Genomic DNA, 14,983 nt, shown 5'->3' on the forward strand with positions numbered 1-14,983 from the left:
GGGACCCCCGGCGCAGCGGGTAGGGCACGACAACCCGCCCGACGAGCAGCGCCCCCGGACCGCACGGTCCGGGGGCGCTGCTCGCGCACAAATCAGTGGCTGTGCCCGTGGTGCGAGTGATCCGCCTCGTCCTCGGCGGGCTTCTCGACCACGGCGCTCTCGGTGGTGAGCACCATCCGCGCCACCGAGGCGGCGTTGACCACCGCGGAGCGGGTGACCCGCACCGGGTCGACGACGCCCTCGGCGAGCAGGTCACCGTAGGTGAGGGTGGCGGCGTTGAAGCCCAGCTTCCCCTCGGCGACCTTGCTGACCACGACCGCGCCGTCCAGCCCGGCATTGCTGGCGATCCAGTACAGCGGCGCGCGCAGCGCCTGCCTGACCACCTCGACGCCGGCCGCCTCGTCGCCGGAGAGCGAATCGCGCAGCGCCTCCAGCTCGGCCCCTGCCAGCACCAGCGCGGTGCCGCCACCGGGCACGATGCCCTCGGCGACGGCGGCCTTGGCCGCGCTCACCGCGTCGTCCACCCGGTACTTGCGCTCCTTGAGCGCGGTCTCGGTGGCCGCGCCGACCCGGATCACCGCGACGCCGCCCGCCAGCTTGGCCAGCCGCTCCTCGAGCTTCTCCCGATCCCAGTCGGAATCGGTCGCCTCGATCTCCCGGCGCAGCTGCGCGCTGCGGGCGGCCAGATCGTCGGCGGTGCCCGCGCCGTCGATGATGGTGGTGTCGTCCTTGCTCACCACGATGCGGCGGGCCACGCCGAGCACGTCCAGCCCGGCATCGCGCAGCCCGATACCGATATCCGGGTTCACCACGGTGCCCGCGGTGACGACGGCCAGGTCGTCCAGGAACGCCTTGCGCCGGTCGCCGAAGAACGGCGCCTTGACCGCGACGGCCTTGATCGTCTTACGGATGCTGTTCACCACCAGGGTGGAGAGCGCCTCGCCCTCGACGTCCTCGGCGATGATCAGCACGGCCTTGCCGCTCTCCGCGATCTTCTCCAGCAGCGGGAGCAGGTCGGGCAGCGAGCTGATCTTCTCCCGGTGCAGCAGGATGTAGGCGTCCTCCAGGACGGCCTGCTGGGTGTCGGTGTCGGTGACGAAGTAGGGCGAGAGGTAGCCCTTGTCGAACTGCACGCCCTCGGTGACGACCAGCTCGGTGAGCAGCGTCGAGGCCTCCTCGACGGTGACGACGCCGTCCTTGCCGACCGTGGTGAGCGCCTTGCCGACCATCTCGCCGATCTCCGGGTCACGCGAGGAGACCGTGGCGACCTGGGCGATGGCCTGCTCGCCGGAGACCGGGGTGGCCAGCTTCAGCAGCGCCTCGGAGACGGCGTCGGCCGCCTTGGCGATGCCGGCGCCGACGGCGATCGGGTTGGCGCCGGCGGCGATGTTCTTCAGCCCGCCGCGGACCAGCGCCTGGGCCAGCACGGTGGCGGTGGTGGTGCCGTCGCCCGCGACGTCGTTGGTCTTGGTCGCGACGCTCTTCACCAGCTGCGCGCCCAGGTTCTCGAACGGGTCCTCGAGCTCGATGTCGCGCGCGATCGTGACGCCGTCGTTGGTCACGGTGGGGCCGCCGAAGGCCTTGGCGAGCACGACGTGCCTGCCGCGCGGGCCCAGGGTGACCTTCACGGCGTCGGCGAGCTTGTCGACACCGCGTTCCAGAGCCCGGCGAGCCTTCTCGTCGAACTCGATCTGCTTTGCCATGGGGTTTCGCTCCTGTGGTTTCGGTGCAGGCGCAGAACGCACTCCGCCCCGGGTCGGACGACTCCGGGGCGGAACGCGGGTGCCCGAACGGCTACTTGGTGACGACAGCCAGCACGTCACGCGCCGACAGGATGAGGTACTCCCCGCCCTGGTACTTGATCTCGGTGCCGCCGTACTTGCTGTAGATGACGGTGTCACCCTCCTGGACGTCCAGCGGGATCCGCTTCTCGCCCTCGTCGTCCCAGCGACCGGGGCCGACGGCCACGACGGTGCCCTCCTGCGGCTTCTCCTTGGCCGTGTCGGGGATGACCAGGCCGGAGGCAGTCGTCGTCTCGGCCTCGTTGGCCTGGACGAGGATCTTGTCCTCGAGCGGCTTGATGTTCACGCTCGCCACGTTGAGCCCTCCACTTTCGGGGATTACGGTCGGGCGAAACTGTTGTTCCACCCGTTGGGGTCGATTTCTGCTGACCCTGCGTACAGCCCCGTCGTCGCGGGTGCCGGAGCCCTCACACAGTGCCGACTAGCACTCTATACATGCGAGTGCCAGCGCTCAAGGTCTGGCTCTGCTACCGCGCCACACCGGCCGGGACATACCCTCCCGAGTCACCAGAACTGGGGGACTTTCCAAGCTCCCGAGAAATCTGTAACGTTCGGATAACGGATCGTGACACTATGGTCGAGCGTTCCGTGTCGGCCGCTCCGTGCCGCCCGCCGCGCATCGACGCTCGGTGGTACCAGGTTTCACAGTGACTCCGCGTCACAGTGACAGCGGAGCCCAGAACCCGAACACCGCACGCCAGCTACGGACAGTCCGCCGCGCGAGGGGAGGTGACCATGCGAACGTCCCTGGGGATCTCGGCAGGCAACGAGGTCGTCTGTTCGGCCACCGTCGCCACCGCGCCGAACGGCGCCCAGACCTTCGACTACCGGGTCGTCTCCGCCGATGCCGCGCACTCCGACCTCGGCGACCTGGTCACCTCGTCCATCGAGCTGATGACCACCCAGCTGCCCGCGACACACCCGCGCGAGCCGGTGCACCCGGTCGGCGCCCGCTTCACCGAGCGCCCCGAGCCGATCCACGCCGAGGCGCCGACCAGCGTGGCCGTCGCCTACCGCGGCAAGGAGCAGGAGCAGATCATCCGGGCCGCCACCGGCAGGCAGCGGGAGCTGCGGCTGGTGCCGGAGTTCACCGCCGCCCTCACCTACCTGCGCCACACCGGCCTGCTCGACCGGTACGCCACCGTCGCCGTCGTCGATCTCGGCGCCACCGGGCTCACCGTCACCGTCGCCGACCGCGCCGACGGCGCCGTGCTGGTGGCCGAGCGCACCTCGGTGCTGAGCGGCAACGCCATCGACGAGCTGATCTACCGGCACCTGGTGGACCAGCACTTCGCCCGGCGCGGCACCCGCCCGAACCGGCACACCCTGGTGAACCGGGCACGCGCCGCCAAGGAGCACCTCTCGGTGACGCCCGCGGTCACCGTCGACCACGTGGCGGGCCGCCCGCTCAAGCTGACCCGCGAGGACTTCGAGTACCTGATCGAGGATCTGCTCCGCGATATCGCGCACTTCACCGCGATCGCCGCCGAGCGCGCGGAGCGGCTGCCGGAGGCGGTCACCGTGATCGGCGGCGGCGCCAATATCCCCGCGGTGCTCTCCGCGCTGCACGACCGGCTCGGCATCCCGGTGCTCACCGTGCCCGATCCGGACGCCGTGATCGCCAAGGGCGCCGCGCTCGTCGCCGATCAGGCGCAGACGCTGCCGGAGGCCCCGGTCGCGGCGGTGCGCGCCGACACCTCCGGCCGGACCGTGACCAAGGTGGCCGGGGTGCTGGCCGGCGCGCTGGTCGTGGTCGGGCTGGTGATCGGCTACGGAGTGCGCGAGTTCGCGCCGATCGCGGACGAGGAGGTCTCGCCCGCCGGGACGACGAGCAGCGGCGGGGTACCCGCGACCACCGCCCCGCCGGTCCCGACGTCGCAGGCAGGCGTGCCGGGCAGCACCGCCGAGCCGCCCGCCCCCACCTCGGCCACCACCCCGCCCGCCGTCACCACCAGCCAGCCGGTCGGCCCCACCTCGCCCACGCTGCGTCCGGATCCGAACAATCCACCCATCCCGTTCCCGAACTCGCTCGGCCCCGGGCTCGAGCTCCCGAGCACCGCGCCGACCCGGACCGTGAGCCCCTCGTCCGTGCCGCCGAACGCGCAGGTACCGGCCGAGAACAGCATGCCGCTGCCGCCGCAGGCCGACACCGGCTCCGCGGGGGGCACGACCGCGACAGCGCAGAGCTCGGCTCCGCTGCCGACGCTCGCCATCCCGCGCTGACGCCGCGCTCCGGCAGCCGCGCGAACTCGGACCCGTTCGCACGGCGGCGGCCCGCCGCGCGCGAGTTCGGGTCTCCGCCCCGCAGCCGCCGCGCGAGTCCAGCCCTCCGCCCGGCAGCCGCCGCGCGAGTTCGGGCCGTCCGCTCAGCCGACCCGGCTGATCGACACCGGCAGCCCGGGGTCGGTCTCCACCGTGAGCGGTGACGGCTCCGCGCCGCCCGCGATGACGTGCGCGCCGAGCGCGGCGATCATCACCCCGTTGTCGGTGCAGAGCCGCGGCTTCGGCACCCGCAGGGTGAGACCGGCTGCGGCGCAGCGCTCCTCGGCCATGGACCGGATCCGCGAGTTGGCCGTCGCACCGCCGCCGAGGACAAGGGTCCGCACCCCGGTGTCCTGCGCGGCGCGCACCGCCTTGCGGGTCAGTACGTCGGCCACCGCCTCCTGGAAGGACGCCGCGATATCCGGGATGGGCAGCGCCCCCGGGGCGATCCCGGCGCGCTGGGCCGCCTCCACGTGCCGCGCCACCGCGGTCTTGAGGCCGGAGAAGGAGAAGTCGTAGCGGGCGTCGCGGGGGCCGGTCATGCCGCGCGGGAAGGCGATGGCCGCCGGGTCGCCGGTGGCCGCGGCGGCGTCCAGCGCGGGGCCGCCGGGGTAGCCGAGCCCGAGCAGCCTGGCGACCTTGTCGAAGGCCTCGCCCGCCGCGTCGTCCACGGTGCTGCCCAGCTCGGCGATGGGCTCGGCGAGGTCGGTGACGCGCAGCAGGTGGGTGTGGCCGCCGGAGACGAGCAGCGCGACGCAGGGCGGCATCGGGCCGTGCTCGAGGGTGTCCACCGCGACGTGCCCGCCCAGGTGGTTCAGCGCGTAGAACGGGATGTCCCAGGCGGCCGCGTACGCCTTGGCGGCGGCCACCCCGACCAGCAGCGCACCGGCGAGTCCGGGGCCGATGGTGACGGCGAGCGCGTCCGGCCGCTCGATGCCCGCGGTCGCCAGCGCGCGGCGCATGGCGGGCACGACGGCCTCCAGGTGCGCCCGCGACGCGATCTCCGGCACCACGCCGCCGAAGCGGGCGTGCTGGTCGACGCTGGACGCCACCTCGTCGGCGAGCAGCTCGCAGCGGCCGTCGGGGTGCCTGCGCACCACACCGACACCGGTCTCGTCGCAGGAACTCTCGATTCCGAGCACGATCACGAGAGCACCTCGTCGCCGCGCACCGCGGCGCCGGAGCCGCCGTCCCGGGCGAGCCCGGGGAAGTCGCCGAGCTCGGGGCGGCGCATGGTGTACGCGTCGGCGCCGCTGGGGTGGTAGTAATTCTTGCGCAGCCCGATGATGTGGAAGCCGTGCTTGGCGTAGAGCGCGATGGCGGGGGCGTTGTCGGTGCGCACCTCGAGGAAGACCGGGCCGCCGCGCTTGGCCGCCTCGGTGAGCAGCCACTCCAGCAGCAGCGTGCCGATGCCTGCGCGGTGCACCTCCGGGTCGACGCCGATGGTGTGCACCTCGGCCTCCGGGTAGGCGGCATCGCCGAGCAGCGCGATCCCGGCGTAGCCGACCAGCCGGTCGTCGGAGTCCCGCGCCGCGATGTAGCGGTTGTGCGAGCCGGCCAGCTCGGAGCGGAAGGCGACCGCGTGCCACGGGTCGTCCTCCGGGAAGAGCAGCTGCTCCAGCTCGACGCAGCGCTCGATATCGCGGGGCCGCATGGGCTCGATGTGGATGGCCACGATCACGCTCCGGTCCGGTCGAGTGCGCGGTAGCTGCGCTCGACCGCGTCCGGCCTGCGCAGGTAGAGCGGGACCAGCGGTTCCGGCGCGGCGCCGGCGAGCAGCGCGGGGGCGGCCACGGTGACCAGGCCGAGCGGCGACGGGCTCTCCACCGGGAGCACCGGCAGGTCGAAGAGGTCGACGTGCGAGGCCGAGCCCGCGATCGCCGCGACGGTGTCCGGGTCGACGTCGGCGGGCTTGTCCACGGCAGGCCCCGCCACCCGCGCGCCGTCGCGGTAGCGGGCCCAGTACACCTCGCGGCGCCTGGCGTCGGTGACCACGAGCAGCCCGGCGGCGTCGGGATCGGCGTCCGCCGCCGGGTTTTCACCGCGCGGCTCGCGCCCGGCGTCGGCCGCGATGGCGTCCAGGCTGCAGACGCCGTACACCGGGATGCCGAGCGCGTCGCCGAAGGCGGCCGCGGTCGCCATGCCGACCCGTAGCCCGGTGAACGGGCCCGGCCCGATCCCGGCGACGACGGCGCCGATGTCGCCGCGGGCACAGCCCGACTCGGCGAGGCACTCCAGGATCTGCGGAGTCAGCACCTCGGCGTGCGCGCGGGCGTCGACGTACACCCGAGAGGCGACGGTGCGCACCCGCTCCGGGATCGGCCCGGCTCCGGTCTGCTCGAGGTGCACCAGTCCCGCGGTGACGGCGGGTGTCGCGGTGTCGACGGCGAGTACAAGCATGATTCGGTCAACGATACCGGGTGGTACCGGCGCCGAAGGGGCGCGGGTTCACGGCTCCCGCACCCACTCCCAACTGGCCGTTCGCACATCGGATTCCGGCTCCCGGACCAGCCGGACCAGCAGGTGCCGATCGGTCAGGTGCTCGACCACGCCACGCCCCCACTCGACCACGACGACCGCGCGGTCCAGGTCGGCGTCGAGGTCGAGCGCGTCGAGTTGGTCCAGGTCACCGCCGAGCCGGTAGGCGTCCACGTGCACCAGCGCGATCCCGCGGCCGCCGGGACGGTGCGCCCGCGCGATCACGAAGGTGGGCGAGCTCACCCGGCCGAGCACGTCGAGCCCGGCGGCGATGCCGCGGGTGAGCGCGGTCTTGCCCGCGCCGAGCGGGCCGTCCAGCACCACCAGATCACCTGCGCGCAACCCGGCGGCGAGTTCCCGGCCGAGCGCCTCGGTGTCCTCGACCGTCGGCAGTAACCTGGTGGCGCGATCAGCCACCGGAGGCCGTCCGCTTGCCCGCGACCGGCATCGCCCTGGCGAAGAGCCGGTCCAGCGCCGCGTTCACGGCCTCCGGGAACTGCAGGTGCGGCATGTGCGCCCCGCCGTCCAGCCGGACCAGCTCGGCCTCCGGGATCTCCTGCGCGAGCAGCTCGGAGTTCTTGAACGGGATCACCCGGTCGTACCCGCCGCCGATCACCAGCACGGGCACCCCGGCCAGCGCGGGCAGCGCCGCCGACTCGTCGTGCACCTCGATGGCCTGCAGGAACTTCACGATGGTGGCGACCGGGGTGCGGTCGATCATCATGGTGGTGAAGCGGGAGAGCGTCGGGCTCACCTGGCCGTGGAACGAACTCACGTGCAGCAGCGGGGTGATGACGTGCCGGGCGGTGGTGCGGCCCGCCTGCACCAGCGCGGGCGCCAGCCGGACCGCGAGCCGGAAGCCGTCCAGCGCGGGGTTCGGCAGCAGCTGGCCGATGCCGCCCGCGGTCGTCCCGGCGGCGGTGGTGCAGATGAGCGCGACGCCCGCGACCCGCTGCCGGAACAGCCCCTGGTACGCGGCCGCGGTGGCGAGCACCGCCATGCCGCCGAGCGAGTGCCCGACCAGCACCACCGGGCCGCGCGGGGCCCGCGCCTCGATCACGGCGGCCAGGTCGGCGGCGAGCTGGCCCACCGTGCAGTTCGCCGCCTCCGGCACGCCGGACTCGCCGTGGCCGCGCTGGTCGTAGAAGACCAGCCGGGCCCGGTCGCCCCAGAGCCCGGGCAGGTCGCGGCGCTGGAAGTGGTACGAGGTCATGTCGTTGCAGAAGCCGTGCACGAAGACGACGGTCACCGCGGCGTCGGCCGGGCCGTGCTCGCGGACCGCGAGCGGCACGCCGTCGGTGGCGTGCACCACGGCGGCGCGGTCCCGGCCGAGCAGCCCGAAGTCCTCGTCCCGGTACTCGTCGGCGCGCGCCGGCCAGAGCACCCGGGAACCCATGCGCCGCAGCACGTGTGCGACGGCGAGCGCGCTCACGGCGACCGCGGTCGCCGCGCCGCCCTGCACGATCCGCTTCATCCGTCCTCCTGTGTCCGTGCGGGCGACCCGCACCCGGCGGGCGGCGCCGAGGTTCTCGCTCACCCGCCCTCCTCCGTGAACGTGCGCCGCACCCGGCCGCGCGGGGAGCACACCACCTCATAGTGGATGGTTCCGAGCAGATCCGCCCACTCCTGGGCGCCCGGCACGCCGGGGCCCGCCCCGAAGAGCACGGCATCGTCGCCCGGCCGCACCCCCGCGGCGTTCGCGCCCAGATCGACCACCAGCTGATCCATGCACACCCGCCCGACATTGGGATGCCGTGCCCCGCCGACGAAGACGTCGATGCGGCCGCCGAGCGTTCGGAACACACCATCGGCGTACCCGACCGGGATCAGCGCAACCGTGGTGTCCCGCGGTGCGACCCATTCGTGGCCGTAGGAGACACCCTCGCCCGCCGCCACCGCCTTCACCAGCGCCACCCTGGCGCGGAAGGTCATGGCCGGGCGCAGCCCGAAGTCACCGACCTGCGGCGCCGGGTTCAGCCCGTACACCGCGATGCCGGGGCGGACCAGATCGAAGGCGAGGTCGGGCCTGGTCAGGGTGGCCGCGGAGTTGGCGAGGTGCAGAACGTCGGGCTGCAGGCCGTGCTCCTTCGCCAGCGCGACCGCCGCGAGGAAGCGGTCGCGCTGCACGTCGAGGAAGGGGTGGCCGGGCTCGTCGGCGTGCGCGAGGTGCGAGAAGATCGCGCGCAGCCGCACCACCCCCTCGTCGACCAGCGGGCGCAGCGCGGTCAGCACGCCGGGGTACTCGGCGGCGGCGATGCCGTTGCGGTTCAGGCCGGTGTCCACCTTGAGGCTCAGCACCGCGGCGCAGCCGGTGGCGCGGGCGGCGGCGGCCACCGCCTCGAGCTGGGCGAGCGTGGAGACACCGATCTCCACGTCGGCGCGGACGGCGGCGGCGAAGTCGGCGTCGGCGTCGTTGAGCCAGCACAGCACCGGCGCGGTGATCCCGGCCGCGCGCAGCGCCACCGCCTCGGCCACCGTGGTCACCCCGAGTTCGCGGGCGCCGGCCGCCAGCGCGGCGCGGCCGACCTCGACCGCGCCGTGGTTGTAGCCGTCCGCCTTGACCACGACCATCAGCGCCGCGGTGCCCGCGTGTTCGCGCAGGATCCGCACATTGTGCGCGATGGCGCCCAGGTCGACGACGGTCTCCGCTTGCGCATGCACGATCCCCGATCCTGCCACTGTGATCGGGGGCACCGGCGCTCGCGGCCGCTCCGGCGTGCCTTCGATCACCCGCTCGCGGCGGTGGCGCGGAGGGTGGCGATGGCGGGGCGGAGGTGGTCGAGGAGCGGGGTCGCCGAAATGGGTGCGCCCGCAGGGGCGTTCGCGGGTGGCCCGGAGGCGCCGGTGGCCGCGGGGCCGCTGACGCCGCCGGCGAGCGGACCGGCAGGCACGTCGGCGGCACCTTCGACCGAGACGGTGAGGCCGCCCGGCGTTGCGGCGGGGCGGGCGGCGGCAGCGGGCTCGGCGGCGGGCGGGATGACCGATGCGGCGGCCAGGTTGGCGGCGAGGGCGTGCGCGCGGGCGGCGGCCGCGGCGGCCCATGCCGGGTCGTGACCGGCGGCGAGGAGGGCGCCGATGATGCCGGAGAGGATGTCGCCCGCGCCCGCGGTGGCGGCCCAGGAGCCGCCCGCCTCGTTGACCAGGACGGTGCCGTCGGGGGCGGCGACGATCGTCGCGCGACCCTTGAGCAGCACCGTGACCTGCCAGGAGCGAGCCAGGTCGCGGACGGCGGCGACCCGGTCGGCGCCGACCGGGTGCCCGGTGAGCCGGGCGAACTCGCCCGCGTGCGGGGTGAGGACCGTCGGGGCCGTGCGGTCGCGCAGCGGGGCTCGGTCGGCGGCGAGGAGGGTGAGGGCATCGGCGTCGACGACCACCGGGAGGTCGGTGGCGAGCACCGTGCGCAGCCGTTCGGCGGCGGCCGCGTCGGTGCCCGCGCCCGGGCCGATCACCCAGGACTGCACCCGGCCCGCGTTCGCCGGATCGTCGGTGGCGATGACCTCGGGAAAGCGGGCGAGCACCGCGTCGGCGCCGGTGCCCGCGTACCGCACCAGGCCGGAGGTCGCGGCCACCGCGCCGCCTGCGCACAGCACCGCGGCGCCCGGGTACCGCGCGCTGCCCGCCGCGATCCCGGTCGCCCCCTGGCTGTACTTGTCGTCCGCTGCGCCTGGCACCGGCCAGCGGGCGCCGATCTCCGCCGGTTCCAGCGCCGCGAATTCCGGGGCGGGCAGCCGCAATCCGATATCGACCAGCTCGATCCGGCCGCAGTGCGGCGCCGCCAGCGCGTGCACCGGCTTGCGCGCCCCGAAGGCGACGGTCACCGCCGCGCGCACGCCGGGCCCGTCGACCGCGCCGGTGTCCGGGTCGACGCCGCTGGGCAGGTCGGCGGCGATGATCGGGGCTCGGACGGCCGCGACGAGCGCCGCCGCGTCCGGGCGCAGGGATCCGCGCCCGGAGATGCCGACGATGCCGTCGAGTACCAGGTCGGCGTCGAGCGCCGCGATCGACGCCTGCTGGGGCGGCACCGCGCGGCCCGCGTTCAGCACCCGGCCCCGCGCCGCGCGCAGCGCGGCGAGCCCGGCGGCGTGCGCCCGCTTCGGGCTCAGCAGCAGCGCGGTGACCGCGACCCCCCGGCGACGCAACGCGGCGCCCGCCCAGAGCGCATCGCCGCCGTTGTCACCGGAGCCGACCAGCAGCGTCACCCGCCGCCCCGCCACCCCGCCGGTGCGCTCCGCCAGCTCGCGCGCCACCACGGTGGCGAGGCCGTACGCCGCGCGGCGCATCGGCACTCCGTCCGCCACCCGGGTGAACAGCTCGGCTTCGGCTGCCCGCACCTGGTCCGCCGTGTAGTACCCCCGACGGGAGAACGCCATGTCCCCTCCTGCGCTGCCTCGACTGCCCGTACATGGTCCGGCGCGAGCATCGCACAGTGCCCGCGCGCCGGGTGCGGCCGGTGAGCCCGCCGCGCGCCGCCGACTACGCTTGGCGATCATGCCGCTCCCCCGCCGCCGCGTCCGTACCGCCCTCGCAGCCCTCGCCGTCCTGGCCTGCACCACAGCCTGCGGCACCGACGACTCCCCGGCCGCGACCCCGGCGAGCGGCACCTCCGCACAGCCGGGCGGCGCCACGACCGCGCCTCAGGCCGCCGAGCCGAGCACGGTCACCGTGCGCGTGGACGACATGACCTTCTCCCCCTCCGAGCTCCGCGTCTCGGTCGGCGATACCGTGACCTGGGAATTCGCCGACAGCGCGGCGCACTCCGTGCAGGGCATCGGCGACCGGGCCATGGGTATCAACAGCCCGATCCTGAACGAGGGCTCCTGGAGCTACACCTTCATCGCGCCCGGCAACTACCGCTACCTGTGCTCGCTGCACCCGGAGATGCGCGGCACCGTCGTCGTGGCGTGAGGGGCGGGCCGAAGCCCGCCCCGCTCACTCGACCGTCACCGATTTGGCCAGGTTGCGCGGCTTGTCCACGTCGTACCCCCGCGCCTGCGCCACCTCGGCGGCGAAGATCTGCAGCGGCACCGTGGAGAGCAGCGGCTGGAAGAGCGTCGGCGCTGTCGGGATCTCGATGAGGTCGTCGGCGAACGGCCGCACCGTGTCGTCGCCCTCCTCCGCGATCACGATGGTGCGCGCGCCGCGTGCCTGGATCTCCCGGATATTGCTGAGCAGCTTGGAGTGCAGCACCGCTCGCCCCTTGGGCGAGGGCATGACCACGATCACCGGCAGCCCCTGCTCGATGAGCGCGATCGGCCCGTGCTTGAGCTCACCGGCGGCGAACCCCTCCGCGTGCATGTACGCGAGTTCCTTGAGCTTGAGCGCGCCCTCCAGCGCCACCGGGTACCCGACGTGCCTGCCGAGGAAGAGCACCGTCGGCACCTGCGCCAGCTCGCGCGCGATGGCCCGCACCTGCGGCGCCGTCTCCAGGACCCGGGAGACCAGCTTCGGCATCCCCTCCAGCTCGGCGAACTCGCGGGCTACCTCGTCCGGGTACTTGGTGCCGCGCGCCTGCGCGATCGCCAGCCCGACCAGGTAGTTCGCCGTCACCTGGGCGAGGAACGCCTTGGTGGAGGCGACGCCGATCTCCGGCCCCGCCCTCGTGTAGAGCACCGCGTCGGACTCGCGCGGGATCTGCGCGCCATTGGTATTGCAGATGGCGAGCACCCGCGCCTTCTGCTCCTTGGCGTGCCGCACCGCCTCCAGCGTGTCCGCGGTCTCGCCGGACTGCGAGATGGCGACGACCAGGGTGGAGCGGTCCAGCACCGGGTCGCGGTAGCGGAACTCGCTGGCCAGCTCGACCTCGACCGGCAGCCGGGTCCAGTGCTCGATGGCGTACTTGGCCAGCAGCCCGGAGTGGTAGGCGCTGCCGCAGGCCACCACGAAGACCTTGTCGAAGTCGCGCAGCTCCTGGTCGGCGAGGCGCTGCTCGTCGAGCACGATCCGGCCGCCCGACTCGTCCAGGGTGAAGTGCCCCATGAGCGTGTCGGCGACCGCGCCCGGCTGCTCCTCGATCTCCTTGAGCATGAAGTAGTCGTGACCGCCCTTCTCGGCGGCGGCCAGGTCCCAGTCGATGGTGAAGGGGCGGGTCCGCTGCCCCGCGTCGGCGCCGGCGAAGTCGGTGACCCGGTAGCTGTCGGCGGTGATCACCACGGCCTGGTCCTGACCGAGCTCGACCGCCTCCCTGGTGTGCTCGATGAACGCGGTGACATCCGAGGCGATGAACATCTCGCCCTTCCCGACACCGACCACCAGCGGGGTCGAGCGGCGCGCCGCGATGATCGTGCCCGGGTGCGTGGCGTGCGTGAAGACCAGCGTGAAGGCGCCCTCCAGGCGGCGCACCACGGCCAGCGCGCTCGCCTCGAAGTCGCCCGCGGTGGGGCCGTCCGCGTAGGCCCGCGCGACCAGGTGCACCGCCACCTCGGTGTCGGTGTCGCTGCTCAGCTCCACGCCGGAGTCCTCCAGCTCGCGGCGGAGCGGCGCGAAGTTCTCGATGATGCCGTTGTGCACCACCGCGACCGTGCCGGTGCCGTCCCGGTGCGGGTGCGCGTTGCGGTCGGTCGGCGCGCCGTGCGTCGCCCAGCGGGTGTGCCCCATGCCGGTGGTGCCTGCGAACCGGCCCGCCCCCGCCTCGGCCAGCTCGGCCTCCAGATTGGCGAGCCTGCCCGCCTTGCGCTCCACCGCGAGCGCGCCCGCGCCGTCCAGAATCGCCACGCCCGCCGAGTCGTAGCCGCGATACTCCATGCGGCGCAACGCGTCGACGACGACGCCGAGCGCATCCCGGTACCCGACGTACCCCACGATTCCGCACATGGCTCCCCACAGTACTTATCGGCTACCGTTCACGTCGTGTCGGCGTCTGTGAAATCACTCGTGACCACCCTGACCAGCCGCGGCCCGCACCGGGTGCTCCGCGGCAACCTCGCGGTGGCCGGGCTGCCCGGCGTCGTCTTCACCCCCGAGAGCGGCACCAACCTGCCCGCCGTCGCCTTCGGGCACGCCTGGCTCACCAGGGCCGGGAACTACCGCGAGCTGCTGCAGCACCTCGCCTCCTGGGGCATCGTCGCCGCCGCGCCGGACACCGAGCGCGGGCCCATCCCCTCGCACCTCGGGCTCGCCACCGACCTGCTGACCACGCTCGACATCTGCACCGGCGTCCGGCTCGGCAACGGCTCGATCAGCGTGCACCCCGACAAGCTCGCGCTCGCCGGGCACGGCATGGGCGCGGGCGCCGCCGCCATCGCCGCCGCGCAGCGGCGGGTGGCCGCGTACGCCGCGCTCTTCCCCGCGCCGACCGCGCCCGCCGCCGAGGAGCTGGCGCCCGGGCTCGACATCCCCGCCTTCGTGCTCGGCGGCGAGGTGGACGCCAAGTCGGTGAGCTCCGACGCGCTGCCGCTGGCCGAGGCGTGGGGCGGGCCGCTGGTGCTGCGCACCCTGGACGGCGCCTCGCACAACGGCCTCATCGAGGGGCGGCGCTCGCTCGCCGCGCTCGGCGCCGGCAAGTTCGAGGCGAAGAACGCGCGGGCCACCCGCGCGCTGCTCACCGGGTACCTGCTGCACACGCTGCTCGGCGACAAGACCTACGCCGCCTTCGCCGACCCCGAGGCGGAGATTCCGCGGACCACCGCGGTCGACCCGCACGCGCCGGTCGAGCCGGACAGCGGCAAGGGGAAGATCGGGCTGCGTCAGATCAGCCAGCTGGTGCGCCGGTAGTACTCGCCCTCCTCGTCGTCCTGGTCGCTCGGCCGAGCGACGCTCTGCGCCCTTCGGGCGGCGATGGAGCGCGCGATCGCATCGCGGCGCTCCTGCAGTTCTTCCCGGCGCCGCTCCTGTTCGCCCTGCTCCCGCGCGGTGATCACCGGTAGTGGCGCGGTGCCCGCATCCGCGTCGTCCGGGCCAGGGGCGCGCCAGAGGGGGCGGGTGTTCTCGTCCGGGTCCGGGGCGGCGTGCCTGCCCCCGGATTCCGGTGTCGTGCCCGGCTGCCCCGTGCCGGGAACGTGCGGCCCCGGAGGCGGACCGAGGGATCCCGGGGGCTGCCGGTACGGGTCACCGAGGCTCGCGGCTTCCGGCGGGGGCTCACCCGGTGCCTGGTCGAGCTCCGATTCGCCGCGCGGCCGGTGCCTGCGCTCCAGGGCTTCGACGGCCCGGGCGGAGCGGGTGGCCAGGTCGGTGGCGGTGCGGGCGGTGGCGGCATTGGCGGCGGTGAGTTCGTCGAGCACGGCGGCGGCTCGACGGGTGGATTCGGCGGCGATGCGGTCGAGGTCGGGGCCGGGGGTCATGGGGATTCACCTTCCTTGGCCGGTGCGCCTGGCTCGTCCTTGGTCGGGTCGTCGGGGGTGGGGTCGGCCGGGGCTTCGATACGGCGGTCCATAGGGCCCGCGCAGCGGAGGGCGGGGCGGTGGCCGGAGACATTGCGGAGGGCGGCGGACCAGCGGTGGGTGCCC

The 14,983-nt window shown here is 74.1% G+C and carries 14 protein-coding genes; 3 read left to right on the plus strand and 11 right to left on the minus strand.

The window, feature by feature from the left end:
• Positions 1-92: 92 nt before the first annotated feature.
• Positions 93-1,703, minus strand: coding sequence for a chaperonin GroEL (gene groL / locus NH2_RS00860; RefSeq protein ID WP_067646608.1), 1,611 nt, complete (start codon positions 1,701-1,703; stop codon positions 93-95).
• A 91-nt stretch (positions 1,704-1,794) separates the two neighbouring features.
• A complete protein-coding gene (gene groES, locus NH2_RS00865; RefSeq protein WP_067646611.1) occupies positions 1,795-2,097 on the minus strand; it encodes a co-chaperone GroES in 303 nt (100 codons plus the stop codon).
• A 440-nt stretch (positions 2,098-2,537) separates the two neighbouring features.
• Between groES and NH2_RS00870 the strand changes: the two genes are divergently transcribed.
• Positions 2,538-4,025: a DUF7159 family protein gene (locus NH2_RS00870; RefSeq protein ID WP_067647585.1), complete on the plus strand. Its 1,488-nt coding sequence runs from the start codon at positions 2,538-2,540 to the stop codon at positions 4,023-4,025.
• Between the two features lie 143 nt (positions 4,026-4,168).
• Here NH2_RS00870 and tsaD read toward each other — a convergent pair whose 3' ends face one another.
• The 7 genes from tsaD to NH2_RS00905 form a co-directional block, all read right to left on the minus strand.
• Entirely contained in the window at positions 4,169-5,212 is a 1,044-nt protein-coding gene (tsaD, locus tag NH2_RS00875) for a tRNA (adenosine(37)-N6)-threonylcarbamoyltransferase complex transferase subunit TsaD (RefSeq protein ID WP_067646614.1), read from the minus strand.
• Positions 5,209-5,718: a ribosomal protein S18-alanine N-acetyltransferase gene (gene rimI, locus NH2_RS00880; RefSeq protein ID WP_067647587.1), complete on the minus strand. Its 510-nt coding sequence runs from the start codon at positions 5,716-5,718 to the stop codon at positions 5,209-5,211. The genes tsaD and rimI overlap by 4 nt, the downstream gene beginning before the upstream one ends.
• 23 nt (positions 5,719-5,741) lie before the next feature.
• Positions 5,742-6,464 (minus strand): tRNA (adenosine(37)-N6)-threonylcarbamoyltransferase complex dimerization subunit type 1 TsaB, encoded by a 723-nt coding sequence (tsaB, locus tag NH2_RS00885; RefSeq protein WP_067646618.1) that lies wholly within the window; start codon positions 6,462-6,464, stop codon positions 5,742-5,744.
• A gap of 48 nt (positions 6,465-6,512) precedes the next feature.
• On the minus strand, positions 6,513-6,959 hold the full coding sequence (tsaE, locus tag NH2_RS00890; RefSeq protein ID WP_067646621.1) for a tRNA (adenosine(37)-N6)-threonylcarbamoyltransferase complex ATPase subunit type 1 TsaE: 447 nt from the start codon (positions 6,957-6,959) through the stop codon (positions 6,513-6,515).
• Complete coding sequence (locus NH2_RS00895) at positions 6,952-8,016, minus strand: alpha/beta fold hydrolase (protein ID WP_067647589.1); 1,065 nt, start codon at positions 8,014-8,016, stop codon at positions 6,952-6,954. The genes tsaE and NH2_RS00895 overlap by 8 nt, the downstream gene beginning before the upstream one ends.
• 59 nt (positions 8,017-8,075) lie before the next feature.
• Positions 8,076-9,203 (minus strand): alanine racemase, encoded by a 1,128-nt coding sequence (gene alr / locus NH2_RS00900; RefSeq protein WP_169811431.1) that lies wholly within the window; start codon positions 9,201-9,203, stop codon positions 8,076-8,078.
• 65 nt (positions 9,204-9,268) lie between these two features.
• Positions 9,269-10,912, minus strand: a complete 1,644-nt coding sequence (locus NH2_RS00905) for an NAD(P)H-hydrate dehydratase (RefSeq protein ID WP_067646627.1) — start codon at positions 10,910-10,912, stop codon at positions 9,269-9,271.
• 118 nt (positions 10,913-11,030) lie between these two features.
• Between NH2_RS00905 and NH2_RS00910 the strand changes: the two genes are divergently transcribed.
• Positions 11,031-11,447 (plus strand): cupredoxin domain-containing protein, encoded by a 417-nt coding sequence (locus NH2_RS00910; RefSeq protein ID WP_067647591.1) that lies wholly within the window; start codon positions 11,031-11,033, stop codon positions 11,445-11,447.
• Positions 11,448-11,471: 24 nt separating this feature from the next.
• Here the strand turns inward: NH2_RS00910 and glmS are convergent, their stop codons facing one another.
• The gene (gene glmS / locus NH2_RS00915; RefSeq protein ID WP_067646630.1) at positions 11,472-13,352 is read right to left on the minus strand and encodes a glutamine--fructose-6-phosphate transaminase (isomerizing); all 1,881 of its coding nucleotides are present in this window, start codon (positions 13,350-13,352) and stop codon (positions 11,472-11,474) included.
• Between the two features lie 36 nt (positions 13,353-13,388).
• Here glmS and NH2_RS00920 point away from each other — a divergent pair, with 36 nt between their 5' ends.
• Positions 13,389-14,252 carry a dienelactone hydrolase family protein gene (locus NH2_RS00920; RefSeq protein ID WP_067646633.1) on the plus strand — a complete coding sequence of 288 codons (864 nt, stop codon included), beginning with the start codon at positions 13,389-13,391 and terminating at the stop codon, positions 14,250-14,252.
• Here NH2_RS00920 and NH2_RS00925 read toward each other — a convergent pair.
• Positions 14,225-14,818, minus strand: coding sequence for a hypothetical protein (locus tag NH2_RS00925; protein ID WP_067646636.1), 594 nt, complete (start codon positions 14,816-14,818; stop codon positions 14,225-14,227). The two genes, NH2_RS00920 and NH2_RS00925, sit on opposite strands and share 28 nt — an antisense overlap.
• Positions 14,819-14,983: the final 165 nt, after the last annotated feature.

The organism is Nocardia harenae NBRC 108248 (assembly GCF_001612885.1).
In the GTDB taxonomy this organism is placed as follows: domain Bacteria; phylum Actinomycetota; class Actinomycetes; order Mycobacteriales; family Mycobacteriaceae; genus Nocardia; species Nocardia harenae.

Excerpts from the sequence above, each read along its gene's own strand:
- groL (WP_067646608.1), bottom strand. The coding sequence starts at position 1,703 with ATGGCAAAGCAGATCGAGTTCGACGAGAAGGCTCGCCGGGCTCTGGAA.
- NH2_RS00870 (WP_067647585.1), top strand. The coding sequence starts at position 2,538 with ATGCGAACGTCCCTGGGGATCTCGGCAGGCAACGAGGTCGTCTGTTCG.
- rimI (WP_067647587.1), bottom strand. The coding sequence starts at position 5,718 with ATGCGGCCCCGCGATATCGAGCGCTGCGTCGAGCTGGAGCAGCTGCTC.
- tsaB (WP_067646618.1), bottom strand. The coding sequence starts at position 6,464 with ATGCTTGTACTCGCCGTCGACACCGCGACACCCGCCGTCACCGCGGGA.
- NH2_RS00895 (WP_067647589.1), bottom strand. The coding sequence starts at position 8,016 with ATGAAGCGGATCGTGCAGGGCGGCGCGGCGACCGCGGTCGCCGTGAGC.
- NH2_RS00905 (WP_067646627.1), bottom strand. The coding sequence starts at position 10,912 with ATGGCGTTCTCCCGTCGGGGGTACTACACGGCGGACCAGGTGCGGGCA.
- NH2_RS00910 (WP_067647591.1), top strand. The coding sequence starts at position 11,031 with ATGCCGCTCCCCCGCCGCCGCGTCCGTACCGCCCTCGCAGCCCTCGCC.
- glmS (WP_067646630.1), bottom strand. The coding sequence starts at position 13,352 with ATGTGCGGAATCGTGGGGTACGTCGGGTACCGGGATGCGCTCGGCGTC.
- NH2_RS00925 (WP_067646636.1), bottom strand. The coding sequence starts at position 14,818 with ATGACCCCCGGCCCCGACCTCGACCGCATCGCCGCCGAATCCACCCGT.